This window comes from Paenibacillus sp. FW101-FHT12H11, from assembly GCF_058790355.1.
The window spans coordinates 471,486-496,611 of sequence record NZ_JBYTCO010000004.1 but is presented as its reverse complement, the minus strand read 5'-3'; the positions used below and the strand labels follow the sequence as shown (position 1 = coordinate 496,611).

Below are 25,126 nucleotides of genomic sequence, written 5' to 3'. Positions count from 1 at the left end.
TCTTTTTCGAAATTCAATGATACTATTTGTATCTTAATTCTATTACTACTTTAAGATACTTTTCGTATCATGTCAACAAAATATTCCATTTCTAAGTTCCAAATTGTATCGGAAAAAATGCCCATAAAAAAAAAGAAAAGCACCTCGAAAGGCCTTCTCTTTTTCTTAATTCATCCCCACGGATTTCACTAAATTCTTCTCACTTGTAAGCCCTGAAACCATCAATGCTTGCTGCAAAAGTAGTGCCAGCAGCCGGCGCATCGAGCCTATGCCAATTTTGCTCATAATATTCGCTAGGTGAATCTTGACTGTTTTCTCGCTGATGCAACAGCTTTCAGCAATTTCCTTGTTTGTGTACCCGTGAGTTGCGATCAGGGAAAGAATTTCCGATTCTCGCTGCGTCAGCCCATAATTCGTGAAAAATTGTTGCAAAACTGTATTCTCTGCGTTTGAATTATGCATCATACAACAACTTCCTTTATATGAATGTGGCGTTCTCGGCTAAGGTCTACAAATGCTTCATCGACTCTTACAAGTGGATTTGTATCATCTGTAGGATTAATATAGACGACTTCCGCCCATCGACCATCCGTCAATTTCACTTTCCTGCCAACTAAACTTCGAATGATATTCTTTAGAAACACGGATACGATATGTGGATCCAACTCTCCAAAAAGACCTGCGCGCATCTGTCGCACAACTTCGTAGAACGGCATCATTTCATGATAAGGCCTATTCGAGGACATGGCATGGAAGACATCGGCAACGGCAACAATCCGGCTCAAGCGATCGATTTGGCTATCTTTTAAACCCATAGGATATCCACTTCCGTCTGCTCGCTCATGGTGCTGCAAGGCAACAAGTGAGACTCGGTAGTTGACTCCAACAGTCTCCCTCAGCATGTTATAGCCCCGAATGGTATGCTGTTTCATGGTGTTAAATTCATCTTTTGTTAATTTCCCCGGCTTTTGGAGAATGTCTTGCGATATTTTAATTTTACCAACATCATGCAAAGTAGCAGCTAGCGTCAATAAGGCTATCTCTTTATCATCCATCTTAAGCCACTTACCGATTAGTGTCGAAAGTACGCCTACTCCGACATTGTGCTGATGCGTGTACTCATCTTTGGCTTTGACAGCTTCAAGTAATTCGAATAAATCAGGATGTTCGGCAGCTTGCAGAACAATAGGAATGAGTTGACTCTTAATTTCAAGCAATGGGATTTTATTCTCCGACTCTATTTGCTCAAATATTTTCTTGGCGAGCTGAGAAGCTTGCTGTACTAGAATTTCTGAAGAATCTTGGGTGTCGGCGACGACTAGTTCTTGTTCCAGTTGCTCTTGGGGATTTGTCGTAATAATGTCCATGAAGTCAATACGATGCTGTCTAAATAAATCTAAATGCTCTGCCGTAAGAACGGTTAAGCTTGGTGCCAATACAAGCCCATAGCTCGTTGTTACATCGTATTTCAACATTTTCCCCGTAAGTTCTTTCAATTAACCCCGCCCCAATTATTTCAAAATATAACCAATTTCTATTATATACGACAAATTAGGTTCCAGCCATGGGAGGTAAATCCCGTATTTTTCCTGAATTACTAGGATAAAAAGCCTAGAGCCTTCATAAATCAAAATATAATTAGGACTAATGGTATAGTTTGGCAAAATCACTCCCATTGACCAGTTCTAACCGTGACATTCGTCTAGCCTCCTGCATATAGTAAGTATCGAATAATCCGCTTTAACCTAAGGAGGAACTTACATCCATGACTTCAAACAAAAAACAAGAGACTCGGCAGTTGGAACGGGAAACTGACGTATTGCAGCAGCCCGAAATTAACCCTGCGTATGCGGAAGCCTATCCTCAAACCGCGCCTTATGCATACGGCTATCCTGTACCGCAAGCCTACGCTTGGGTACCTGTATATGACACACGCATGTTTGGGCTTCCCGGCTTGCCTGGCATGGGCTTGCCTGGATTCCCAGGGCAATCTGGATTCCCGGGGCAGCCTGGATTCCCGGGGCAGCCTGGATTCCCGGGGCAGCCTGGATTCCCAGGGCAGCCTGGATTCCCAGGGCAACCTGGATTCCCGGGGCAACCTGGATTCCCGGGGCAACCTGGATTCCCAGGGCAGCCTGGCGTGCCTGGCGGCAATGAGCAAGCGCCAACTTCGGCTCCGCCTGCGTATACCCCGCAAAAGCCGCAATCTTTGGCTGGTTCTACATTCGCAGTAGATCCGGGTGGCATTAGACGCTGCATGTTCCGCTTTACCTATGTATGGCTAAGCAATGGCCAGCAGTTCTGGTATTATCCGACGTTCGTCGGTCGTAATTCCATTGCCGGCTTCCGTTGGAATGGTTTCTCCTGGATGTTCTTCGGTATCGATTTACGTTTTATCGATTCCTTCACCTGCTAACAGAGCAATGAAAGCACAAAGTCCGACACACGTTAAGTGGGTGTCGGACTTTCTGCTTTACACGGCGGCTGTATAGACGGCCATCCCTGCCAGGCCCGGATCGCCAGTTACCCGTCGTACCTCCATATTCAGTACGCCTGCCTTCACGATGACACTGTAAGGACCATATTTGGCCCAGCTGTTTAGAGCTAATAAACCGATTGGAGCCGGTGTTACCTGCACACCTTCAAGAACCACATCAAATGAGCAAGGATTTGCTTGAGAACTTTCAAGAGACCAAACATACACTTGATAATTGCCATTGGAGAGCGCTTGAGCAACCGTAACACTGGATTCTGAAGCATAAATTTTAGAATTAAGCATTACGCTTGAAACGCTGTCAACAGCTGGAACCGGTGTAATTGCCGGCGAATTGACGTAAGTTTTGACATTGGAGGAATACGTGAATAGTACATGATCTCCTGCTAACCATGTTTGCTCATCCATCGTGACAGATGCTCCTCCGAAATTAATCCCACGAACAAAACTCGTATAAATGGCATCCGTTGTCACCGTGAGCGGTGGCGTAAAAGCAGAATTATTCCCCGCAGCATCTTTTGCTTTTACTAGAAAACGGTACGCCGTATTCGCCGTTAAACCCGTGACCGTAAAGCTGGTCGTGGTCGTAGCTCCCGCTAAGATTGTGTTATTCACATATATTTCATACCCCGTAACGCCAATATTATCTGTGGATGCCGTCCATGTCAGTGTAACTGAAGTCATTGTCTTGGAAGACGCCGCCAAATTCAACGGCATTGTCGGTGCTTGCGTATCCGGAGTTGGTGTCGTGGGGATATTGACCTTACTTCGATTCAACATTCTTTCTACGGAAGTCGAGTATAAGGCATTTCGCTGAGATGAGGTATTATAGTCATATAAATAATTTGCCCACTCCATAAACCATACCCATTTGGGTTGCTTCGCAAAGGTTGAGCTCGGAAATAATTGGCCGATTTCTGCAATAGCAACCGGTTTTCCACCTGAAATAGCGACGAGACCATCATAATATTCCTGCTTAAAGGGTTCACTGCCATACATATATAAATCTGTTCCTAAAATATCGCATTTGCTTGTCCCTACGAAATGTGTCAAGTAAGGGTTAATGTCTGAGCTCTTAGGCGCATTCGCATTCCAAACCCATAGCAAGTTATTTAAGCCGTGAAAGTTTGTAAACCGATCATACATAATGTCCCAAAGGAGTTTAAAATTTTGCTTCTTCCCCCACCAGAACCAGTTCCCGTTCATCTCATGGTACGGGCGCCATAGAACGGGAACATCGGCATCTCTGAGCTGTTTCAAAAAAACCGCAACCTTGTCATACTCCGAAATCAGCCAATTGTACTCTGCTGTTCCTGGCGTGCACACACGGTTGAATTCCGCATCCGTCGTATTCCTTTGAACATTGGACCAGGTGTAGGTTGTCAGCGGATAGTTCTGATGCCACATCATGGTCACGAGACCGCCGCTTTGAACATATTTCTTTGCTGCATTCGTTACATTTTGCCTTTGAGCTGTGACCTGCGCTGCTGTCTGGCCTGAAATGGGCCCCATCTCGTACCCGGCAACACCAGGGTAATCACCGTACAGCTTGTTAATCTCATTGACATAACCGCTCGGGTCCTCCAGCCAGTTATGAATACCTGTTAATGTTTTGGAACCTGATATCGCATACAAATAATTCAAAACATCAATGGCTCTCTGGCTAGCCTTTGCATTAATCGGAAGCATCCTCCTACTCACCTCGCAATGTATTGGTATAATGGCGTACATGTTATATGAATCTAGCATGTTTTATGACTGCCATAATCCTATACTATGTATCTTTAGCACTATTTGCTTAGGTTACCTGTAGTAAATTGTAGAAAATACAAAAAAACCTCTAATATATCGAGAGAATCTCTCTCGCATACTAGAGGAAAGAGCTATTTCCTGCCAGAAATCGACAAAGAAAATAGAACTTTTTGAATATAAAATCCGCCGTGACAGAATGTCTTCAATCCCTGCTTGCCGTTTCCCTCAACCAGCCCTTCAGCTTAACGATTTCCGTACCCGCCAGCATCATAATGCCTACCCCGTGGTTATCGTTCGTAACGGTAAGCAGATCCTTTTTGTAATAATCCGCTGTAAAAGCGTACCGCGAGCCGCTGCAAACACCGTGCACGTTACCCTGCGCGTCAATGGCATACCGCGTTAAGCCATCCCATGCTTGGAGCGCAGCCTGGATGAAGCGCTGCGGCTCCGCGAGCCAGCCAAAGCGGACGCCTCTGGCAAACGAATACGCAAACATCGCCGTACAAGAAGCCTCTTGATACGCATCAGGATCATTCAACACCTGATGCCATAGTCCGCTTGCTGCCTGAAGCTCGGCATAGCCTGCGCACAGCTCGTTAAAGAAGCGGACAAGCTCAGCGCGAAGCGAATGATCTGCCGGCAAAGCCTCCAGCACCTCGGTCAGGGAGAATAAGGTCCATCCGTTGCCGCGCCCCCACGGAATCCTTGTTGGCATCCCGTATTTGAAATCAAATACGTGGGACATGATGCGCTGCTCCGGCATAAACAAGTAGTTCCGGAATAACAGGAACTGCTTCGCCGCCTCATCCAGCGCTTCGCGATTCCCCGTTACCGCCGCATAGCGGCACAGGAACGGCGTGCTCATATAGAGGTCGTCCGCCCACATGGTATTCTCCGAATACTCATCCTGGCACACCCGATAAAAGGCTCCGTCTTCTTTTCTCTCCAACTGCAGAAGCATGAAGTCGGCAATCCTTTGGGCAATCGGCAGATAACCTATATGCTGATCTTCTTTATACGATTCCAACATGGCCGATCCGAATGATCCGCAGTTGTCGAGCATTTTCATCATGACCAGCTGCTGATTGATGGCCGGGAACCCGTACTGCTCGCGGTCCCATAGCGAGTACTCGAACATATCCGTACAACTCTGGACATGCTGCAGCGCATACGAGAGAATATCCGGCCGTTCCAGCAATCGGCCGGTTTGCAGCAGCCCGTAGATGGTCACTCCTAGCGGATAGTCCCAGCGGGCAAAGTTGGTCACATGGCCAACGGTCCATTTATTGCTCAGCATGGCGTTCTCATAATAGGGACGAATCCACGTCTCCGGGCGGTCCAAGCGCCAATAATTGCCTGCAAAAACGCGCTTCGTCGTAGCGATTTCATCCTCATTCAGTTCCACATTGGCATCAAAAGGACCCAAATAGAGCCAAACCTCATCCGAGCCATGCACGTCCACAGGCGAATGGAACGGTACCTGCTCTCCGCCTGAATAAGCCTGCACGGTGAAGCCCCACGCACGCGAAGTCGGTTCGCACTCGCTGCGGATCACCATATCGTGTTTGCCGAAGGCCAGCGGTACTTCCACTTCGAAGCTGCCCGCCGTCTGAACCGCAGCGACTGGATGACCGTTCACCCAAACCGTCAGCGGCCCGGTTGTGCTCCCCTTTAACACATAAGGAGCCTTACCCATGCCGGTAGCATTCAGCTGGGTCCATGCGTATGCCCGCTTGCCTGGCTGAAGGCCAAATAAGCGCTCGCAAACCTGTAGAGCCAGCTCCTTTTCACGCCAGTCGGACTCCGGGAGCCAATTGACGCCGTGCTCTTTCTCGGAAGAGAACGCTGCCGGCAGCGGGCTCTCCTCGAACAGGTCAGCGTCGATTGGAGCGGAATATACCCATCCCGCTTGCCCCATTCTTTCAGCAAAAGGAGAACGCACATTCAAAATTCTTACTTTGGCTTCATCCGAGCCGAATAAACAGCCAAATCCCGCCGCCGTTACCCTCGCTTTTATAAAAAGACGATTCCAGCCTTTGACGAAATTGAGATTCAACCTGACGGTCGCATCCGGTTTCAGCTCATCCATAACGTTGGAACGGTAGAATAGCTCATCATTAAAGTAAAACTGAATCGGGCCCAAACAACGTATCAACACGTCTAGATTCCGGTCACTATCACTCCATACTAGCGAGTAAGCATAAGAAATTTGCCCCTGCTTTGCCTCTGGGAATCTGTGACGAAGATTGAGATCAAATAAGCCCTCGTCATTTTGCAGAATACCTGCTCGATTGAACGCCCGAAAAGCAAACGGTACAGGCGGATTGGCCCCGATATAGCGATCAGCAAGCACTTTCAGCGTGCGTTTTTCGTCCTTACCTAAGCGGGACTGGATGCTCTCTTGTTCATTGAAATAGGTGGTCATCTCTCCACAATCCTTTCTACAGCAGTCGTACCGTGAAGGTTCGGTCAAACGGCGTTACCAAGTTCACATGGACATATTGGCAGCCTGCCGGGTGCTGGTCTTCACGAAGGATAGGCAATAAGTGTTCGAAAGCTCCTGAAGATATTTCAATGCTGTCTTCCTCCACCCGATAGGTCATAGACCCGCTTTTGAGGAAATATTTCCCGTCGCCTGCATCCTGCAGATCTTCTCCCTCTACGGCTCCTTCATTGCCCAGAATAAAGGTTAGCTGCGTAAAGACGTCTTCACGCTCATCGGAATGTATGCGCACTGTCCATTCGGACGAATTTTGGTTAATCTCCACCTGCAGCTCATGAGTTTGCAAATGCGTCATCGGCCGGTGTTGATGCGGCAGCAAATACCACGGACTTACCGACCCTTTCGCCGAAAGGGGAAGATGCTGCTCTGGAATAGGTCCATTGTAGCCTTTTTCCATAACGACACCTAGCCGATAGACGCCGTCTTGGGCGGTTAGCTGATCAAATTTAACGATACCCGGAGAAAAGGACGTGGAAAGCTTAATGCCCAGCAGCCTGACTTTCCCATGGCGAAGCGAGAAAAAGGACGGCGTTTGCGGCATAATCGTTATGCTCTTCTCCTTCTCGCGAATGCGCACCACCGGCGCTCCGAATGCCAGATGCATGGAACTGTGCTGAATTTTCAGATGATGGCCGACAGCATCGATTAACCCCAGGTGCTCATTCATAGGATGATGCTGATTCAGCATACAAGCATATTGATTGGGAAGGTCGGCGCGTTCCAAATCACGGATGGTTTCTTCTACTTCCGGATAAAGCAGCACGTGCAGCAGAGCATTATTGTTTACGCCGTCAGGACGCTTGACGAAACCAGCGGCATAATCGCACATAGCGGCGAAGAGCGGGTCCTTGTCATGTGCAGCCATCAAGCGGTAAATTGTATAATAGGTAGCCATATCATAGGTTTGGCCAAAATCCTGCCGGCCCGAATAGTCGGTTACCACTTCACCTGACGGATGGATGAGGTAGACCATCATACGCAGATTCCGGCGCACGCTGTCCAATAAATCGGGACGATGCAAGATGCGAGCCGTATGATACATCGCAACATTGCTGACGGCATTGTAAATGCCGTTGCTCCGCTCCGTCCATTCGCCATCTGCCGTAATGTCCAGGCCTTCTGCGAGCCATTCATCCGCTCGCGCGAGGAGCTCAGGCTTTTTGAAAATATCATACAACTGGGCTAAGGCAGCCGTAAGCACCCATCGATGATTCGGCGTATGGCAGCCGCCCGTCAGCATGGCCGGTATCGTCCGTTCAAGAAACAGCTTTAATTGGCCCGCTATTGGCTGTAAGACCGACCAATCATGAGCGTCGAGCAGTTGATAAATCTGCGCTACGCCGCCAATCACGAAGCCGGTGTCAGGCGGGGAGTTGTAATTGGTTGATCCCAGCGAAATCGTCCCGTCCGGATGCTGCCTGTTCAGCATGAACGCTGCTGCTAGTTCCAAGGAAGCTGCTAGTGTCTCGCTATGGTAGAATCGGGAGTCTGGATTCACCAAGGCCGCTGCCCAGGCAGCTATATAAACAGGCGTACTGTGATGACTGGCACGTGCAATACCCGTCTCATCAATAATTCCGCCGTAATACTTGGATGCTGGATCAAGCACTTGGCTTTTAAGTGCAGATGCTGCCAGTTCGTCGTTATTTTCCACCAACCGTTTATATATGAAGTCCATGTGTATCACCTATTGCCCTTTCCCGGCCGCTATTTTACTTGTAATAAGTCTGTGGCTCTCCTCGATCTCATCTGGTTGACATACAGCCTTCAACTCGTACACTTTAACCTTGGCAATGTCGATAGCCTCAAGGAAATGGTCAAAGAAATGCAGATCCTTACTATGTACATAAGGGCACCAATGGTCGGAAAGCCCGAGTGTCTCATGAATATGAACACCGTAAATATACGGCTTAACTTCCTCCAGCTCCTTCAAATTGTCGTACAAACCCATTCGATCCATCATCATGGCGTGACCGATATCGTACCAAAGGCGAACGGGACTTCCCCCCAAATTGTCACAAATCGTCTTGGCTTCCATCAGCGTCGGCATCTGATACGATCTTGAACGCGTTTCGATGCCAATTGCGATATCCCATCCTTTTTTCGCTGCATAATCACTCACTTCGTCCAAGCTGTCCTGAATCCGTTTCGTATACCGAGGACTGAGCCTCTCGCGCCTTTCCAGCATATTCTGCCACAGCCCTTGATACTCCGCCGAAGCCCTTCCATGCTCCTGATAAAGCTTCTTCAAATCCAGATCAATATTATACTCAAAAGGGACTTCGCCAGGATGTACGACTACGGCTTTCGCTCCATAGCGGTTAGCATATTCCATGGATCGAATGAGCAGCTCAACAGAGCGTTTACGCTTCTCTTCGTCATCAAAGCCCAGCATCACGGAATCGGTATCATAATCCTTATCGTCGATGAACGGAAATACATTATGCACACTCGAAACGCCTATTTCCCCTTTTTCAATCATTGGTTCAATGGTTTTCATCATCTCTTCAGTTACATTGTAATTCAGTTCTACATATCGAAAGCCAAGCCTCTTAATTTCCTCCACCATCTCCCGGCCAACGGTATGTTTCTTAATATTCCAGCATGTTGAAAATGAGTATTCCCCTTTGTCGATCATCTGTGTGCCTCCTTAATATTATGACAAAGACCAGATCACCCTGCTTCCATATGCAGGGGATGAACTGGCCTTTCTGCGGAAATGCCGCCTTATTCGGTAAGATCTCGCAAATAAATAACTGTGCCCGTCTGTGCCGATTGCGTTGATGCTTCCATTAAACGTGTTAAATCAAGCGCTAATTGAATGTTCTCTGAAGCTGTTGTTTGGTTCTGCATATGTGACACCCACTGTTCGAACGGAGTCGGCAGACTCGCCGGAAGTTCCTGCACCACTTGCCATTCTGCTGCTGCCTCACCTGATAACTTGGAGCTGCGGATATAGACCCGATCATCAGTGCGAGAATACTTCATGCTTCCCTCGGTCCCCTGCACCTCAATGTCGAATTGCGAGTAGCTATTTACAAATCCCGCTTCAACAATCCCTAGTGCTCCGCTTGGATAACGCAACGTAGCTACAGCACTATCCTCTACCTCACGCCCCGTGATGTAGCCGAAGCTGGCGCTGACGCTTTCCGGCAAACCCAGAAATAAGCGGGTTAAGTACATTGGATGGCAGCCAAGGTCCATCAAGGCTCCTCCCCCGCATGACTTCAAATCGAAGAAATACGAAGGCAGCGAGCCGTCCGGATTTTTCTCTGTCGGGAGCGCGCCGTTATGAGCAAGCCGGATACGCACCGTCGATATCGTGCCAAGATAGCTTTCATGAATAGCCTTCATGATGCTTTGCGTGAACCCGGTGTATAACCGCGGCAAAGAGACGGTGAGCTTCACCCCAGCTGCTTCAACCGCCGCTAGTATTTCTTTGCTTTCCTTTGTTGTAGTGGCAACAACCTTTTCTGTAAAAACATGCTTACCCGCACGAGCCGCGGCGATAATTACATCGCGGTGCGCCGTTGTGGGTGTATCCACAATAACCGCATCGATCTCAGGATTTTCCAAGAGCTCCTCCAGTTTCTCATAAAACCTGACGCTGAACTCACCAGCTTTCTCTCTGCCACGCTGCGCATTTTCATCCCAAACAGCCACGATTTCGGTGTCGGGATGCTGACTTGCCATACGTGCGTAATCTTTGGCATGAACATGCCAAAAGCTCAACATCGCAACTCTAATCATCGTTTGAGACTCCTTTTCCTATCTTTTTTCGATCATTTAGTCAAAATATACGGCTTTTCCAGTTCGATTCGATTCATAAATCGCTTCAAGGATTTCCGATACGATGCAGGACTGCTCTGGCGTTACGATCGGCTCTTTATCATGCATAATGGCATCAATCCATAGACGAATTTCCTTATCCTGCATGCTTTCTTTCTTGCCTTCGTAGAAGTCTGCACCCTTGGCTTCAAACTGCAATTGGTTCACATATAGACGGCTATGGTTCTCGCCATTAATGCGCAACCCGTCTTGCATATCCGCTCCCCCTTCGGTACCGCAAAGCGTACACTTCGCTTCCTTGGTATCGAGCGTATTGAGCGCCCAACTGGCCTCCACCATAATGGTCGCCCCATTTTTCATGACAATCATAGCGAATGCCGAATCCTCAACCTTGAATTTATTCGGGTCCCACGGTCCCCATGCATTAGCAGCGTTCTCTTTGCGTGACAATTTATGATAAGCAGTGCCCAGCACCACTTTAGGTTCGTAGTTATTCATCAACCAAAGGGTTAAATCAAGAGCATGCGTACCGATATCGATCAGCGGCCCTCCACCTTGTTTATCTTCATCCAGGAAAACACCCCAAGTAGGGACGCCGCGTCTGCGAACGGCATGAGCTTTCGCGAAATAAATCTCGCCCAAATCTCCGTTTTCAACGACCCGTTTCAAATACTGACTGTCTGCGCGGAAACGATTGTTGTAGCCAATCGTTAATTTTTTGCCTGTCCTCTTGGCAGCTTCCACCATACGGCGGGCATCCGCAGCTGTTTTCGCCATCGGCTTTTCGCACATGACATGCTTGCCTGCTTCCAAAGCAGCAATCGAGATTTCCGCATGCGTATCATTCGGCGTACAAATATGTACAACATCAATCGCAGGATCTGCCAATAATTCGCGGTAATCGTCGTATACTTTAGCACCGGGAGCGCCAAATTTCGCTGCTACTTGGTGTGCGCTTGCAGGAAAGATGTCGAAAAAACCGATGATTTCCGCTTCCGCAACCTTGCTCAAGCTAGGCAAATGTTTCCCCGTTGCGATACCGCCACAACCGATGATAGCTACTTTAACTTTGTTCATTATAATTTCCCCCATGATGCAAGATGCTGGACACCGATGAGAGGCTTGAATGCACAGGCAGCCTAATCGATATCCAGCCCTTCTTCAAAAATGATTTACTTGACTGTTTCCATCTGTTGTTTCGCGATAATCATCGCATCCTTAGCCAGGAATGCTGTATCTTTATTCTCTTGGTACCATTTGTTCATAAAATCCTCGAGCTGTTGACCGCCTGCTTTCGCCCAAGCCGCTTGCGAGTCTTTGATCGCTTGCTCCGGCGTGTATTTAGCGCCGCTAAGAATGGCTTTCACGAATAAGTCGCCTTTTTCTTTCAAAATCGTGGTGTTAATGACTTGCAAATCTGCACTGTACACCGGCATATGGTCACCTAATGCAATTCCCGGATATTCTCTTTGCGGATCAAAATAGAGCTTCTGCACCTCTTTATACATATCCATTCCTGCTTTTTGCGCTGGTACTTCTGCATTAAAACCATTCAGTACATACGTACATTTATCTACGCCCGATGAGAAGAACATGGTGTAGTCGTACGCGTAGCTGACTTCATTTTTGGACTTAGCGGGATCTATCGCTTGCGGACAACCATTGGGAGCTTTCTTCCAGTGTGTGCCTTCGTCTCCATTGACAATTTTATTAGCGGTCTCCGGCTTCATAATAAAATCAAGATAGCGGCCAACGGCTTCCGGATCTTTCGCTTTAGCGTTCACAACGGTTGTCATTTGAACAGGGTTATCAATGGCGCCAGTAAATGTCCCCAGCGGTGATTTTGGGTAACCTAATGGAGCTACTTCCGCCCCAGGCGCGTTCTTCTGCAGTGTCGTAAGGTCGTTCATGATAAAGTCATACCAGCCTCCGGTGAACTTCACATATATGCCGATCTTCCCATTCAAAAAGTCCTGTTTCGCCTTGGCGCCGTCTTTATCGTTAATATAGTCTTTGTCGATCAGGCCTTCATCGTAGAGCTGCTTCTTGAAGGTGAGGGAAGCGAGCTCTTTGTCCCACGCACGGACAACTTTGCCATCCTTAAGATCCCAAGCCAGCAGCGAACTTGAAGAGCTCTCGCCGAACATCTCATTGATGGCTTGCTCGGAATAAGTGCTCATATTCAGGCCGTACGTATCTTTTTTACCATTCCCATCAGGGTCTTGATCAGCGAATGCCTTAGCTACTTTCAATAACTCATCCGTTGTCGTCGGCATCGCCAGATTCAATTTCTTCAACCAATCGGTCCGAATGAGCAAAATATGGGCCGGAACCGCCTCTTTCACCTTACCGATCTCGTACAGCTTCCCGTCGGGTTTCGTCCCCGCTTTTTTCAATTGAGGATATTGATCCAGCAGTTTCTTGTATTCAGGCATATATTGCAAAATGTTATCAATAGGAAGCAGTTGTTTCTGATCGTACAAACTTCCTCGAAACGGTGTGTTGTACTCGTTGACGATATCCGGAGCGGAACCAGAAGCAAACAGAACGTTCAATTTCTTGGTTGAATCACTGCGGAGGATAGGAACATACTTCACGTTGACAGGTCCGTTTTGATTGATCCATTTGCTCCAGCGATTCTCTTCATACGATCCTTCGGATGCAGGTACCGCACCCCGATCGTACATGGATACCGTCACATCACCACGCTTAGCCGTTTTCTCTTCACCCGGTTTGCTGCTTGTCGTCGCTGCTGCCCCTTCTTTTTTGTCACTGCTGCAGCCAACCAACGTTGCACCAAGCGCGACAACCCCTACGGTGATTCCAAGCCAGAGTTTCATGTTTTTCATGTGCATTTTCCCCCTGCAAAATTTTATAGTGAAGTTTTGTTAAACGGGAACACCAACGATTTTTACCCCTTTACGGATCCAAGCATGACGCCTTTGACAAAATACTTCTGCAAGAAAGGATAAATCACCAGCATAGGCACAACCATCACAACAACGCCCACAGCTTTCACCATCTCTGTAGCAACCGCTGCTTGCTCCTCTGTATTCAGGGAAGGAGAGTTCAGCAGATCGTTTTTTTGCAGCATGGCTTGCACAACGACCGTTAAATTCATCATATCGCTTTTATTGATATACATTAGAACACTCATGAACGCGTTCCAATAGTTGATGCCATAAAATAACGCCAGAGTCGCCAACATCGGCAAGGATAAGGGTAGAATGACGCGAATGAGCAGTGCGGTGTCACTGCATCCGTCAATGCGCGCAGCTTCCTGTACTTCATAAGGAATATTCTCAAAATAGCTTTTCATCAGCAGCATATTGTATGTACTAATGAATCCTGTCAGCCATAAGGACCAATAGGAATCGATGAGATGCATGTTTTTAACAACGAGATAAGTTGGAATTAAACCACCGGCGAATAACATCGTAAATACCATGCCGAGAACCAGATAGCGACGGGCGAACAAATAGGATCTGGACAACGGATAAGCAGCTAAAATGGTGCCCAATAAACTTAATACCACGCCAACCACGGTGATGAAGATGCTATTTTTGAAGGCGTTGAAAGCCGGGCTTGCGATGAAGAAAATTTTATAGGCCGTGAACTGCAGACCTACCGGCCAAAAGAAGACATGGCCTGAATCTACAGATGACCGATCGCTAAGCGATAACGCTATGATATGAATAAACGGCAGGATGCAAGTTAAGGCAATGAGTGCAAGCAGCACGTAATTAACTGTATAGAAAAGCTTTTCTCCTCTTGTCGCTTTCACTACATGTCCTCCTCTCTAGAACAGGGCTTGATCAAATTTTTTGGCAATCCGGTTAGCGATCAGCACGAGACTGCAGCTAATGACCGATTCGAATAGTCCCATGGCCGTCGTTAAGCTGAATTGCGAGCTACCTAGTCCTATTTTATAAATGTAAGTACTGATAACCTCCGACACGTCCGCAACGGCAGCGTTCTGTAAGTTATAGACTTGATCAAATCCAACTTCCATAATTTTACCCATCGCTAATATCAGCAATAAAATAATGGTGTGCCGAATGCCGGGAAGCGTTACATGCCACATCTGACGCCACTTGGTAGCTCCATCCATACAGGCCGATTCATAAAGCGACGGATCAATGGTCGTTAGAGCAGCCAGGTAGATGATCGTACTGAAGCCCATTTCCTTCCAAATGCCAGATCCGATAAAAATGCTTATCCATGAATGCGACTCATATAAAAAAGTAATGGGCTCCAGATTGAACAGCTTAAGCACCTTATTGATGGAACCATAATCGGTGGCAAATAACGATAATACGATACCTGATACGATGACCCAAGAGAAGAAGTGCGGTAAATAAATGATCGTTTGCACCCATTTTTTGAACCACGACTTCCTGACCTCATTGAGCAAAACAGCAAGGAAAATGGGAACCGGGAATCCGAGGACCAAGCTTAGAAAGCTCAGCCAAAATGTGTTCCAAATGATTTGGAGCGTGTTGGAACTGGAAAACAACAGTTTAAAATTCTTTAGTCCCACCCAAGGGCTATTCCAGATGCCATCTGCAAAATTATAGGTTTTGAAAGCGATAACAAGTCCGCCCATAGGCCAATATTTAAATATCACATAATAAGCGATAACTGGAATCAACATAATGAACAAAGGAATATTTTGTTTCAATCGCCTGCTCCGCTTTAAAGAAGCTGTCTTGTGCAGGTTCACAGATGATGAAGTGACAGGGGATTCTCCGATTCGACTGCTCATGCTTGCTCACTCCCTAATTCGTTGGTATGCATCCTATCATACCCGGGTTCGTGTATCAAAACCCTTAAAAAATTATAGAAGATTCTATAAATTCATTTGGTCATGTTTGAAAGCGATTTTTATATGAAAGAAATATTGTATAATGACCTCAGCAACGTTATAGCTTGCAAACTATAAGCAAATTGGGGAATCTGAGATGCAAATCTGGCGACAACTACTCATAGGCATCAACCGCAGCTTTCGAATCAGACTCATTATTAGCCTGTCCGCCATCATTTTACTTGCCTTCGGGATTACCGGTTATTTGACTTATCAGTATAATCTGAAATTATTCGAAGAGGAGATCAGCAAGCAGTTTTCCCGTACAAATGAAGAGGCTTTGGCCAAGATTGAGATGAAGGTTCAGGAAATTGTGCGCGTATCCCAGACCGTAGTATTCAATCCGCAAATTGAAATGCTCATCAAACGTATCAATTCCCAAGAGGATGCCGATGCCTTTAATCTGTATTATGATAAAAAGCAAATCGAAGAGCAGATTTTCCAAATCAAATCAGACGCGCCTTATATTACAGGGATGTATCTGTATGACTTAAACGGCAATCCCTCTTATTTCAGCTATACGACTTCTGCGATCAAAAACTTGGATGAACCAACCTTTCAAATGATCCAATCCAAACTAAACGATACCTATGGGAATCTCGCCTGGATGAGCATGCCTCTGCCCAGCTCCATTGAACCGAGTGGCTTCAGGCAAACCATTATTATCGCCAGGCTGATGAAAAATAGCGCACTGCAAACCTATGGTGTTCTCGTCATGGCTGTGGATGAATCCTTTTTTGCCGGGATATTGAAGGAGTTAATCAAGGACGGTACAGGCGAAGTCTATTTGTACAACGAAAACAAGGAATTGCTCTATAGCAATTCCACGCTTGAAACAGCGGAGAAAGCCCAGATGCTGCAGGATATGAGCGAAACCCGGGTGATGAACAATCATCTCTATGTACAGGGGATATCCAAAGCAACATCCTTCAAGCTTGTCAGCTCAACATCCCTTTCCGACATTCAAGTTAAAAATAAAATTTTATCCAAACGTATTGCGTATACCGGCTTCATCAGTATTTTGTTAACGAGCATTCTCATCGCCATCTCGACAGGCAAACTCTTGAGACCGATCAAGGATCTGCTGCTTGGGCTTCGCAAAGTACGTTCCGGTGACTTCAGCGCCCGTATTGAAATCCGTACCAAAGATGAACTCGCTTATATGGGCGAGAGCTTCAATGCCATGGCTGAGCAGGTCGGCAGGTTGATTACGGAAGTCTATCTCACACAGCTAAGCGAAAGGGAAGCTGAGCTCAAAGCGCTGCAGGTTCAGCTTAACCCTCATTTTCTGCACAATATGTTCAACGAAATTTATTGGAAGCTTTATTTGCAAAATGAAAAGGACACCGCCGCCTTAATCGCCACCATTTCGGAAATGCTCAAGTACTCCCTGATGCCCGTCCGGACACTGACAACCGTGCAGGAAGAATTTCAGCAAATTCGCAATTATGTGAAGCTGCAAACCGAATTGTTCGAACCTGATTTGGAAACGATTATCCAAGCGGATGAGCAGGTGCTGGACAACGAGATGATGCGTTTCCTTCTCCAGCCTCTCGTAGAAAATGTATTCGTACATGCCTTTCGGAATAAGGTGTCACATAAAATCTTGGTTATTCGAGCTCGTCAGCATCTGGAGCATTTGGAAGTAGAAGTGACCGATAACGGCTGCGGCATGGATGAATCCGCGATCGCTATTCTGCTCGGGCCGAAGGGGACTTCTCTGCCTCAACGCCCGGATGGACGGGAACACCTTGGCGTTCGCAGTGTCGTTAGACGGCTGGAGCTCGTTCACGGGCAGCCTTACCGGCTCGAAGTTGAGAGCGTTGTGAATAGCGGAACGACGATGCGCCTCATCCTGCCTAATCACCCAACTAAAAAGGAGCTGAGCCAACATGCTGAAGGGTAACGTGGTCATCGTGGAAGATCAGCCCAACTTCCGTAAGGGCTTGATCAAAATGTTCGAAGAAGGGCAAGTTGGCTGGAATGTTGTCGGCGAGGCCAGCAATGGGCAAGACGCGCTGGCCTTGGTAGATCGGGTCAAGCCTGATCTCGTGCTTACGGACATTCGCATGCCTGTCATGGATGGGATTGAATTTGTAGGGCACCTAAGGAAGCATTACCCGGACCTGCTGGTTATCATCCTTACAGGCTATAAAAATTTTGAGTACGCCCAGGCAGCCGTCAGGCTCGGAGCCCTCGATCTGCTTATCAAGCCTTGCACGGAACAAGATGTCATGCAGGTCATGAATAAGGCTTCCGAGCGGTACTATGAGAAATACGCGCAGCAGCAGCATCTTCTAGCTCAGCGCAAATTGCAGCAGGATCAAGAGCTGCGTGCAGCTTTATTAGATCTCCCTTCGTCTTACGAAGCCATGAAAAACATGGATGAGGTTCTTCTGACGAAGGAGCTGTGGCTGCTTCAACTGAACAGCGAAGACTTGGCCCTCAAAAACTATGGCAAAGCCGACCTCAGCCTCATCCAATTCGCCTTCTCCAATATCGCCGAGGAGCTATTGAAAGGCGCCGGCATTCCTGTCAGGCTCCTTTTGGTCGAACATGATCGTTTCGTCGTGGTTGCCGACCAGCCTGGGCCTGACGAAAGCTTCATCCAAGCTGTGCAGGATGCTTCCCTTGAGTACTTGAACATTCGTGTGAACGTTCAAGCTATGGGTGCGGCTCCCCCTTATAAGCAGCTGGCTGAATTCTATGACCAGTTCAAGAGCAGTGAGGCCCCTTCGGATTCTGACGGCGAACGAATGGATAAAGAAGCGGGTACAGGCTCAGGCATGACGCTTTCCTTAAATCAGGCGAAAGTCAATGAGTTGGAAATGAAGCTAATGTCCGCTATTCTGATCGCACAGGAAAACGCACTGCAGCAGCTTCTCAATCAGCTGCTTGCCGATTTATCCCATCAGCCGCCTGAAGATATGAAAATTCAGGCGCTCACGCTCTCGATTGCTTTGCTGGGAACCATTCAGAAACAGTTTGATCCCGACGGTCGTGAAGCGACAGCAAGAATACCGGCCGATATGCCGCAGGCCCATTGGGCGGTGGATGAAGTCCTTCGCTGGGCAGACGCACAAGTGAACAACTTCCTGCTTCTGTTCAATAACTGGCAAGCGTCCAAGAGCGACAATGTCATTGAGAAAGCTACAAAGTACATCGAGGAGCACTACAACGAGGAGTGCCGCCTAACGGATGTAGCCGCTCATCTTCACCTCAACTCCAGCTATTTTAGCGTGCTGTTTAAGAAAGCAACCGGGGAAAGCTTCACTCGCTTCGTGACCCGTCTGCGCATGGATAAAGCAGCCCTGCTGCTGCGAAACACGGATATGAAAATATTCGAAATCGCATGTGCCATTGGCTTCGACGAGCCAAACTATTTTACCAACGTATTTAAACAGCAATTTCAAATGTCTCCCAAGGAGTATCGGAATCATCGGTAACAGGGGTGTCGTTAAATCGACATCCTTCTCTCCAACACTTAAAAAATGCTAAAAAAAATCATCAAAAATTAACGAAATCCGTGACATAAACCGACATATATTGAATCCAACTTCGTTTATAATCTAAAAATATGAAGATTGCCAATTCTATACAAGAGTCGGGAGTGTTATCCGTTGGTCATCCAGATAATCAAACATATAGGTATCCCCTTTATTTGTTGCTTGACCATGGTATCATCCATAGCAATGGGGAATGCACCAAATACCGCAGCAGTCATCCTATTAGGCTGCGCTTTTTACCTCAGCATCGCCCTCGAGCGAAAGCTCCCTTTTTTACCCAACATCCAGTTTATCTTCCTCGCGCTGTTTCATTGGTCCAGTCATCTGAATTGGTGTTTGCTGCTGTATTATATGTTGATCGGCTTTTCGATACAAAATGGGCAAAAGTATGCCTACACCGTGCAGAAAGCACTCATGTACATCGGTTTATATACATGCATACGTTTATCCTATGTGCCTTTTACCACTTACAATCTCTTAGTTTCGATCTACGATATTGCAAGCGCCATTATGTTCGTGCTGCTTGTCCAATATGTGATCAGATCAGAGTTAGAAAAAAAACGTTTACGCGAAGAAAAGGACTATCTCACGACGCATGACCCGCTGACAGGGCTATTGAATTATGAAGGCTACGTAACCACCGTCGAAAACTTAATGGTTAAGCGCTTCAGTTTTGTTTTGGTGCTATTGGACTTTCAGGATTTCAAGTCGGTCAATTACGAGAATATCCACAACGGAAATGAAACCTTGAATCAGATTGCGCTGTTGCTGGGCAGCATTTTCTATGATTCCTATGCGATATCCCGTTACGCGGGAGACCGGTTTGCCATTATTTTACCTGCAAAAGAGAACCTTATTTCTAATATTAGCGAATCCTTGAATTCCAATATATTAGGTTTCCAAGTGACTTATAGCTTTGCCGAGCACCCTCTTGAGGCTGCAACGAAGGAAGAACTCATCTCTTTGGCCGAGGAGCGTTTGTTCAAGAGTAAACGGGAAATATGGCTCAAACGAGAGGAGCATTTATTCCGCTCCGAGAAAATGAAGATGATCGGTGAATTAGCGGCTGGGATGGCGCATGAAATTCGAAACCCGCTAACAACGATCAAAGGCTTCATGCAAATCGCGACCAAAAGCCAATACAATATCCAGCCATGGCATGAATTAATAATGAGTGAAATCCGTAGAATGAATGAGCTGACCGCGGAATTCCTGCAATTCTCCAAACCGCATATCAGCAACATGAAGCCGGAGTCCATCACGGAGTGCCTGGATCGGGTTCTATCGTTAGCGGAATCGGATGCGCTTTATCGCGGACACACCATCATTTTCGAGGATACGAAAGAGGCTCTTTATATCTTCATCGATCGGGATAAAATTGTACAAGTCCTGCTGAATCTGATCCAAAATGCATTCGAAGCGATGAAGCATCCCGGCGATGTTCACGTGCGCATAAAAAAGGAAAATGAACTCGCGATCATTGAAATTGAAGACTCCGGCGAGGGCATGTCCGAAAGCGAAATGGAGCAAATCTTCAATCCTTTTTATACTACAAAAGAAAACGGGACAGGTCTGGGCCTCTCCATTTGCCAAAAGATCGCCGTTGATCACGGCGGCTCGCTGGAAGTGAAAAGCGCCATTGGCCTCGGGTCCATCTTCAGCTTTAAGCTGCCGACCGTTGAAGTTTAGCCGCGGCTCCATTCTTCCACATAAAAAAGCAGATCGGGGAGTTCCCCGACCTGCTTTTTATTTTATGAAGGCTGACCGACAGCCTCAATTTCAATTGAAATTTTGACCTCGTCGCCAATCAAGACTCCACCAGTTTCCAATGCGGCATTATAGGTTAGGCCGAAATCAGCACGTTTGATGCTTCCCACCGCACTGAAACCCGCTTTCTCATTCCCCCAAGGATCTTTGCCCGTACCTTCAAATGTTACTTCGAACGTCTCGGGCCTCGTAACGCCGCGTATCGTCAAATCGCCGGTTAACGCGTATTCCCCATCTCCGGTTTTTGTCACTTGAGTGGACTGGAATGTCATTGTAGGGTGTTTCTCGCTATCAAAAAAATCGGCTGAACGCAGATGTGCGTCTCGATCCGTATTCCGAGTATCAATACTGCTTATATCCACCTGAAAGTGAATATCGGCCGACGAGAGATCCGTCGCATCCGCTTCAATCTGAGCTTCGAACGAGTGGAATGTGCCTTTAACCTTAGCAATCATCATGTGCCTAACGGAGAAGTCAATACTGCTGTGACTTGCATCTACTGCCCATTTTGACTTGGCCATAAAAGTTACGCCTCCTAAGTAATAACTTATTAAAAATAATTTACTAACTATTACTCATTCCATTTTATCGTAACTCGGCGCCTATCTTTTGTCAAACAATTTCTGGAAGGAACACGTTGTTTAATTCCTTTTACCGTCATACATTAATGTATCGGCAGTAGCCCAAAAAAATCCCTTTTGTAGGAGGAAACAGGAATGGCGGCAGAATCGAATAAACCTGTGTATTATGATGGAAGCGGTATCATTCAATTGCCACCCGGGAAAACCGCTCCCACGGACATCACGATTAAACCTGCCAATGTGAACAGTGCGCCCATCCCAATTCCGTATTTTCCTTATTTACGCTAAAAAACACAGGAAGACCGCCAAGGCCCCGAGCCCTGACGGTCTTCTTTCCTATGCCATATGGTTCAAGACAGCTTGCGCATAACGCGCCTCATACTCCTCTGCCTTTAAAGGAGCTGCAAACAAATAACCTTGCACCTGATGGCAGCCATGACTTTTTAAATAAGCAAACTGTTCCTCGGTTTCTACCCCCTAAGGGGCACCTTTCAATAACCTAAACCAGTTCCACGTCAATGAGCTTAAACTGAGTTACATCGACTATTCCACGGTTTGAAATCCGAACTTCAGGGATAACCGGCAGTGCGATCAATGAAAAAGTCATAAACGGTGCGTTTAACGGACAGCCGATTTGTTTCCATGCTTTTTCGAGCCCGGCAACTTCGTCAACGACTTCAAGCAGAGATTTGTCGGACATAAGGCCTGCTATCGTTAACGGCACCTGAGCCAACACACGGCCGTTCTCTACGACGATAGTGCCGCCTCCCAATTTGACCAGCTCATTAGCAGCGAGAGCCATATCTTGCTCGTTAATCCCCATAACAATCAAATTATGGCTGTCATGCGCAACGGTAGACGCTACAGCGCCGGATTTCAATTGAAATCCGCTCGTGAAGCCAAGCGAAATTTCACCTGTGCCGCGGTGCCGCTCAATACAAGCCAGACGGACAACGTCCTGCTGGATATCCGGTTGAATAATGCCATCCTCGACGCTTAGCGTGGCTGTCATTTTCGCTGTTCTTGCACTATTTTCAATCACCTGAATGACATTGACGCTTGTTCGCTCATCGTTACCGCGGCTAGCAAGCTGAAAGTCCTGCGCCGTCAGCTCCCGCTTCACATTCATGGAGCTGCGAATATGCGACGGATACACATACGTAGGGAAATCTGCAACAATTTGGCCCTGGTCAAAGATAATGTTCCCGTCAGTAATGACAGTTACAGGCTCAACTTTTTGCAAATCATCAAGCAATAAAATGTCTGCGCATTTTCCTGGCGTAATACTGCCCAGATCCTTCTCCAGATTAAAATAGCGCGCCACATTAATGGTCACCATTTGAATCGCGGTAACAGGATCGACGCCCTCTTCAATCGCACGGCGCACCACATGATTGAGATGTCCTTTTTCCACCAGTGTTTGCGGACTGACGTCATCCGTGACGAGGGAAATGTTAGAGGTGTTCACTTTATCTTCGGTAACCACCTTGATGACCTCTTTGACATCATGCCAAGCAGAGCCTTCGCGAATCATCAAATGCATGCCCATGCGGACTTTGTGCAGCCCTTGCTCGCGTGTTACGGTTTCGTGATCGGAGGTCACGCCGGACGCGATATAAGCTTGCAGCATATGGTCATCTTCGCTTGGAAAATGCCCCGTGACGGCTTTACCGCTGTTAATCGTCGCTTCAATTTCTCCGCACATTTTCGGATCCCCGTAGACGACACCAGGGAAGTTCATCACTTCACCTAGTCCGACTACATTTTCCCACTGCAATCCTTCTTCAATATCCTTCACTTCCAGGCTGGCACCCGCATCTTCCAAGTCTGTTGTCGCAGGCACGCAAGATGGAAACGTCGTGAACACTTTGAGCGGCAGCTGCTGCCCCTCTTCATGCATCAGCTTTACTCCTTCGGAACCGAACACATTGGCAATCTCATGAGGGTCCATGAAGATCCCCGTTGTTCCTTTGGGCAGAGCCGCTTTGGCAAACTCCGTAACAGAAAGCATCGTGCTTTCAACATGCATATGACCGTCCAGGAATCCAGGAGCTATGTATTTCCCAGCTGCCTCAATAACAATCGTATGATCACCAATCGTGTGGTCGGCGTTCCCGACAAATGCCACTCGTCCCTCGGCCACAGCGACATCCATATGCGCAATTAATTCCCCTGAATACACATTGACCAGTGTACCGTTTCTAATGACCACATCCGCATAAGCGCTGCCCATGGCGACTTTAGCCAACTTGCCGCTCACTTCAACCAATTTATTTCTTTTATATTGAGTCATGTTAGTTCTCCCTATTATGAATTTCAACTCCTATTATAGCCCATTTAGATGACAACCCAAAGCCGGAGAAGCAGAAAAAGACTATCCCTGCAACGCTGCAGAAAATAGTCTTCCTATCGCAAATCATGTAAATCAGTCCTCATACCTGTACCCGGCGACCCGCTCAAAAAAATCCACGCCGCCAACTTGGCCGCCCTTGAGAACAAGCTCCAGACCGTCAAACGAAGGCTCATTGGCATAAGCCCTGCAAAGCGGTCCGCCAGGGTCAAGAATGGAAATGCACTCAAGCGCGTAGACGCCAAGTTCTCTAGTCACATATCCTGAGGTGTCTCCTCCTGCTATCAAAACACGCGAAATACCGAGCTGCCGAACGAGCTCTCTCGTCAGCTCGCCTAGCGCATGGCCAAGCAGACGGCTACTTTCTTCCGATCTAATCCCCCGGGCGGACAGCACCTCTCGCAGGCGCCCAATGCTTTCATCGTTAGGCCCCGTGGCCGAGTATACAATGACGCTTCTGCCGCCAGCCAGCCATTGCTGCGCTTCTTGCTGCAAGGCAGTCTTTGCCGCTTCCCGCGTTTCTGGGCTAAGCAAGTCCTCCATAGGAACCCGGATGCCTGCAAAACCGGCTTGCAGCGCATGCCCGATCTGAGCCTCGGTTATCGGCGAACAGCTGCCTGAAACCACCAACAGTGGCCCAGCCTGTGAGGCCTCCGCTCGTAACCTGCGGCTGTCCGCTGCGGCATCCAAAGTCCCCGCGTCTATGCGCCATACGGCTCCAAGCGCGTATTCTACACCGGAAGACCCAATGACGAACAGGCCATCATGCTCCGCTGCTTCTTCCCAAATCATTCTGCCGGCCGCTTCCAAACGCTGCTCGTCCAGTACGTCAAATAGCAGCAGATCCGGCTGCTCTTGGCGGATGACTGCCTCCAAGCGCTCCCGCACATCCGCATACGAGCCGTCTAGCGCCTTAATATCCAGCAAAGCCGTTTTCAGCGCTGTCTGCTGCGCCAAATGCTTGCGAAGATCGGACTCCGCCATAGGCGTAACCGGATGCTTGGACATCGTTGGATGGCGATCCAAGCGATGCACCGTTCCTCCTACGCCCCCAGCTGCAAAATGGTTGCCGAACAGCGTATACCGGCCCAGATACGGAACGCCGACAAGCAGCGGAATGTACCGGCCGCCAAATACCTCGCGCCCGATTTCCGCCGCTTTGCCGATGCTGCCCGTGCCGGGCGAGGAGTCGAAGGTCGAGCATATTTTATAGTGCACGACGGCGGCTCCGGCAGCTTTTAGTGTCATAAAAATCGGACGCAGCTCCCGCTCCATCTCCTCGGGCGTTAAGGAGCGTCCCACACCGGCGACGCCGAAACAATCGACGTCTTGAAACTGCTCCTGCAGCAGCTCGGGCGTGGGAGGGTCCAGAAACAGGACGGTTTTCAGCCCCGCCTGAAACAGCGACTCCAATACATCCGTAGACCCGGTGAAATCATCACCGTAGTAACAGAGCGGCCTTCTGGCGGTTCGCCCAATGGCCACTTCCTTTTTAAACACTTTAGGGGTATCTTTCATCG

Annotated in this window: 19 protein-coding genes; 5 read left to right on the top strand and 14 right to left on the bottom strand. The window is 47.8% G+C overall.

Annotated features, from left to right (window positions below; translation table 11 throughout):
- Nucleotides 1-165 precede the first annotated feature (165 nt).
- Both AC3WTJ_RS15675 and AC3WTJ_RS15670 read right to left on the bottom strand, forming a co-directional pair.
- On the bottom strand, nucleotides 166-465 hold the full coding sequence (locus AC3WTJ_RS15675) for a response regulator transcription factor (RefSeq protein ID WP_157317915.1): 300 nt from the start codon (nucleotides 463-465) through the stop codon (nucleotides 166-168).
- On the bottom strand, nucleotides 462-1,496 hold the full coding sequence (locus AC3WTJ_RS15670) for an HD-GYP domain-containing protein (RefSeq protein WP_492522557.1): 1,035 nt from the start codon (nucleotides 1,494-1,496) through the stop codon (nucleotides 462-464). The genes AC3WTJ_RS15675 and AC3WTJ_RS15670 overlap by 4 nt, the downstream gene beginning before the upstream one ends.
- Before the next feature lie 440 nt (nucleotides 1,497-1,936).
- On the opposite strand from AC3WTJ_RS15670, the gene AC3WTJ_RS15665 reads away from it, so the two are divergent.
- Nucleotides 1,937-2,416, top strand: coding sequence for a collagen-like triple helix repeat-containing protein (locus tag AC3WTJ_RS15665; RefSeq protein WP_492522711.1), 480 nt, complete (start codon nucleotides 1,937-1,939; stop codon nucleotides 2,414-2,416).
- A gap of 57 nt (nucleotides 2,417-2,473) precedes the next feature.
- Here AC3WTJ_RS15665 and AC3WTJ_RS15660 read toward each other — a convergent pair whose 3' ends face one another.
- The 9 genes from AC3WTJ_RS15660 to AC3WTJ_RS15620 all read right to left on the bottom strand — a co-directional run bounded on the left by AC3WTJ_RS15660 (nucleotide 2,474) and on the right by AC3WTJ_RS15620 (nucleotide 15,192).
- Entirely contained in the window at nucleotides 2,474-4,183 is a 1,710-nt protein-coding gene (locus tag AC3WTJ_RS15660) for a glycosyl hydrolase (RefSeq protein ID WP_492522556.1), read from the bottom strand.
- A 265-nt stretch (nucleotides 4,184-4,448) separates the two neighbouring features.
- Entirely contained in the window at nucleotides 4,449-6,671 is a 2,223-nt protein-coding gene (locus tag AC3WTJ_RS15655) for a glycoside hydrolase family 88/105 protein (RefSeq protein WP_492522555.1), read from the bottom strand.
- 16 nt (nucleotides 6,672-6,687) lie between these two features.
- Nucleotides 6,688-8,427, bottom strand: a complete 1,740-nt coding sequence (locus AC3WTJ_RS15650; RefSeq protein WP_492522554.1) for a hypothetical protein — start codon at nucleotides 8,425-8,427, stop codon at nucleotides 6,688-6,690.
- Between the two features lie 9 nt (nucleotides 8,428-8,436).
- The gene (locus AC3WTJ_RS15645) at nucleotides 8,437-9,387 is read right to left on the bottom strand and encodes a sugar phosphate isomerase/epimerase family protein (RefSeq protein ID WP_492522553.1); all 951 of its coding nucleotides are present in this window, start codon (nucleotides 9,385-9,387) and stop codon (nucleotides 8,437-8,439) included.
- A gap of 89 nt (nucleotides 9,388-9,476) precedes the next feature.
- Nucleotides 9,477-10,499: a Gfo/Idh/MocA family protein gene (locus AC3WTJ_RS15640; RefSeq protein ID WP_492522552.1), complete on the bottom strand. Its 1,023-nt coding sequence runs from the start codon at nucleotides 10,497-10,499 to the stop codon at nucleotides 9,477-9,479.
- 36 nt (nucleotides 10,500-10,535) lie between these two features.
- The gene (locus AC3WTJ_RS15635; RefSeq protein WP_492522551.1) at nucleotides 10,536-11,615 is read right to left on the bottom strand and encodes a Gfo/Idh/MocA family protein; all 1,080 of its coding nucleotides are present in this window, start codon (nucleotides 11,613-11,615) and stop codon (nucleotides 10,536-10,538) included.
- A gap of 95 nt (nucleotides 11,616-11,710) precedes the next feature.
- A complete protein-coding gene (locus tag AC3WTJ_RS15630; RefSeq protein WP_492522550.1) occupies nucleotides 11,711-13,387 on the bottom strand; it encodes a type 2 periplasmic-binding domain-containing protein in 1,677 nt (558 codons plus the stop codon).
- A gap of 62 nt (nucleotides 13,388-13,449) precedes the next feature.
- On the bottom strand, nucleotides 13,450-14,322 hold the full coding sequence (locus AC3WTJ_RS15625; protein WP_492522549.1) for a carbohydrate ABC transporter permease: 873 nt from the start codon (nucleotides 14,320-14,322) through the stop codon (nucleotides 13,450-13,452).
- A gap of 15 nt (nucleotides 14,323-14,337) precedes the next feature.
- Nucleotides 14,338-15,192 (bottom strand): ABC transporter permease, encoded by an 855-nt coding sequence (locus tag AC3WTJ_RS15620; protein WP_492522710.1) that lies wholly within the window; start codon nucleotides 15,190-15,192, stop codon nucleotides 14,338-14,340.
- Nucleotides 15,193-15,499: 307 nt separating this feature from the next.
- Here AC3WTJ_RS15620 and AC3WTJ_RS15615 point away from each other — a divergent pair, with 307 nt between their 5' ends.
- The 3 genes from AC3WTJ_RS15615 (at nucleotide 15,500) to AC3WTJ_RS15605 (ending at nucleotide 20,597) form a co-directional block, all read left to right on the top strand.
- Nucleotides 15,500-17,308 carry a cache domain-containing sensor histidine kinase gene (locus AC3WTJ_RS15615; RefSeq protein ID WP_492522548.1) on the top strand — a complete coding sequence of 603 codons (1,809 nt, stop codon included), beginning with the start codon at nucleotides 15,500-15,502 and terminating at the stop codon, nucleotides 17,306-17,308.
- Nucleotides 17,295-18,848: a response regulator transcription factor gene (locus tag AC3WTJ_RS15610; protein ID WP_492522547.1), complete on the top strand. Its 1,554-nt coding sequence runs from the start codon at nucleotides 17,295-17,297 to the stop codon at nucleotides 18,846-18,848. Before AC3WTJ_RS15615 ends, AC3WTJ_RS15610 begins: the two co-directional genes overlap by 14 nt.
- 228 nt (nucleotides 18,849-19,076) lie before the next feature.
- Nucleotides 19,077-20,597, top strand: coding sequence for a sensor histidine kinase (locus AC3WTJ_RS15605; protein ID WP_492522546.1), 1,521 nt, complete (start codon nucleotides 19,077-19,079; stop codon nucleotides 20,595-20,597).
- A 62-nt stretch (nucleotides 20,598-20,659) separates the two neighbouring features.
- Here AC3WTJ_RS15605 and AC3WTJ_RS15600 read toward each other — a convergent pair whose 3' ends face one another.
- Nucleotides 20,660-21,196: a YceI family protein gene (locus AC3WTJ_RS15600; RefSeq protein WP_492522545.1), complete on the bottom strand. Its 537-nt coding sequence runs from the start codon at nucleotides 21,194-21,196 to the stop codon at nucleotides 20,660-20,662.
- A 195-nt stretch (nucleotides 21,197-21,391) separates the two neighbouring features.
- On the opposite strand from AC3WTJ_RS15600, the gene AC3WTJ_RS15595 reads away from it, so the two are divergent.
- Nucleotides 21,392-21,544 carry a hypothetical protein gene (locus tag AC3WTJ_RS15595; protein WP_492522544.1) on the top strand — a complete coding sequence of 51 codons (153 nt, stop codon included), beginning with the start codon at nucleotides 21,392-21,394 and terminating at the stop codon, nucleotides 21,542-21,544.
- A gap of 211 nt (nucleotides 21,545-21,755) precedes the next feature.
- On the opposite strand, the gene ade is transcribed toward AC3WTJ_RS15595, so the two are convergent.
- Together ade and AC3WTJ_RS15585 are read right to left on the bottom strand one after the other, a co-directional pair.
- Entirely contained in the window at nucleotides 21,756-23,549 is a 1,794-nt protein-coding gene (gene ade / locus AC3WTJ_RS15590; RefSeq protein WP_492522543.1) for an adenine deaminase, read from the bottom strand.
- A gap of 132 nt (nucleotides 23,550-23,681) precedes the next feature.
- Complete coding sequence (locus tag AC3WTJ_RS15585) at nucleotides 23,682-25,124, bottom strand: four-carbon acid sugar kinase family protein (RefSeq protein WP_492522542.1); 1,443 nt, start codon at nucleotides 25,122-25,124, stop codon at nucleotides 23,682-23,684.
- Nucleotides 25,125-25,126 lie beyond the last annotated feature (2 nt).

What these genes read in the sequence shown, in the direction of transcription:
- AC3WTJ_RS15660 (WP_492522556.1), bottom strand. Translation starts at nt 4,183, where the DNA reads ATGCTTCCGATTAATGCAAAGGCTAGCCAGAGAGCCATTGATGTTTTG.
- AC3WTJ_RS15615 (WP_492522548.1), top strand. Translation starts at nt 15,500, where the DNA reads ATGCAAATCTGGCGACAACTACTCATAGGCATCAACCGCAGCTTTCGA.
- AC3WTJ_RS15600 (WP_492522545.1), bottom strand. Translation starts at nt 21,196, where the DNA reads ATGGCCAAGTCAAAATGGGCAGTAGATGCAAGTCACAGCAGTATTGAC.
- AC3WTJ_RS15640 (WP_492522552.1), bottom strand. Translation starts at nt 10,499, where the DNA reads ATGATTAGAGTTGCGATGTTGAGCTTTTGGCATGTTCATGCCAAAGAT.
- AC3WTJ_RS15675 (WP_157317915.1), bottom strand. Translation starts at nt 465, where the DNA reads ATGATGCATAATTCAAACGCAGAGAATACAGTTTTGCAACAATTTTTC.
- AC3WTJ_RS15620 (WP_492522710.1), bottom strand. Translation starts at nt 15,192, where the DNA reads ATGTTGATTCCAGTTATCGCTTATTATGTGATATTTAAATATTGGCCT.
- AC3WTJ_RS15665 (WP_492522711.1), top strand. Translation starts at nt 1,937, where the DNA reads ATGTTTGGGCTTCCCGGCTTGCCTGGCATGGGCTTGCCTGGATTCCCA.
- AC3WTJ_RS15650 (WP_492522554.1), bottom strand. Translation starts at nt 8,427, where the DNA reads ATGGACTTCATATATAAACGGTTGGTGGAAAATAACGACGAACTGGCA.
- ade (WP_492522543.1), bottom strand. Translation starts at nt 23,549, where the DNA reads ATGACTCAATATAAAAGAAATAAATTGGTTGAAGTGAGCGGCAAGTTG.
- AC3WTJ_RS15610 (WP_492522547.1), top strand. Translation starts at nt 17,295, where the DNA reads ATGCTGAAGGGTAACGTGGTCATCGTGGAAGATCAGCCCAACTTCCGT.
- AC3WTJ_RS15635 (WP_492522551.1), bottom strand. Translation starts at nt 11,615, where the DNA reads ATGAACAAAGTTAAAGTAGCTATCATCGGTTGTGGCGGTATCGCAACG.
- AC3WTJ_RS15630 (WP_492522550.1), bottom strand. Translation starts at nt 13,387, where the DNA reads ATGAAAAACATGAAACTCTGGCTTGGAATCACCGTAGGGGTTGTCGCG.
- AC3WTJ_RS15585 (WP_492522542.1), bottom strand. Translation starts at nt 25,124, where the DNA reads ATGAAAGATACCCCTAAAGTGTTTAAAAAGGAAGTGGCCATTGGGCGA.
- AC3WTJ_RS15595 (WP_492522544.1), top strand. Translation starts at nt 21,392, where the DNA reads ATGGCGGCAGAATCGAATAAACCTGTGTATTATGATGGAAGCGGTATC.
- AC3WTJ_RS15605 (WP_492522546.1), top strand. Translation starts at nt 19,077, where the DNA reads ATGGTATCATCCATAGCAATGGGGAATGCACCAAATACCGCAGCAGTC.
- AC3WTJ_RS15645 (WP_492522553.1), bottom strand. Translation starts at nt 9,387, where the DNA reads ATGATCGACAAAGGGGAATACTCATTTTCAACATGCTGGAATATTAAG.
- AC3WTJ_RS15655 (WP_492522555.1), bottom strand. Translation starts at nt 6,671, where the DNA reads ATGACCACCTATTTCAATGAACAAGAGAGCATCCAGTCCCGCTTAGGT.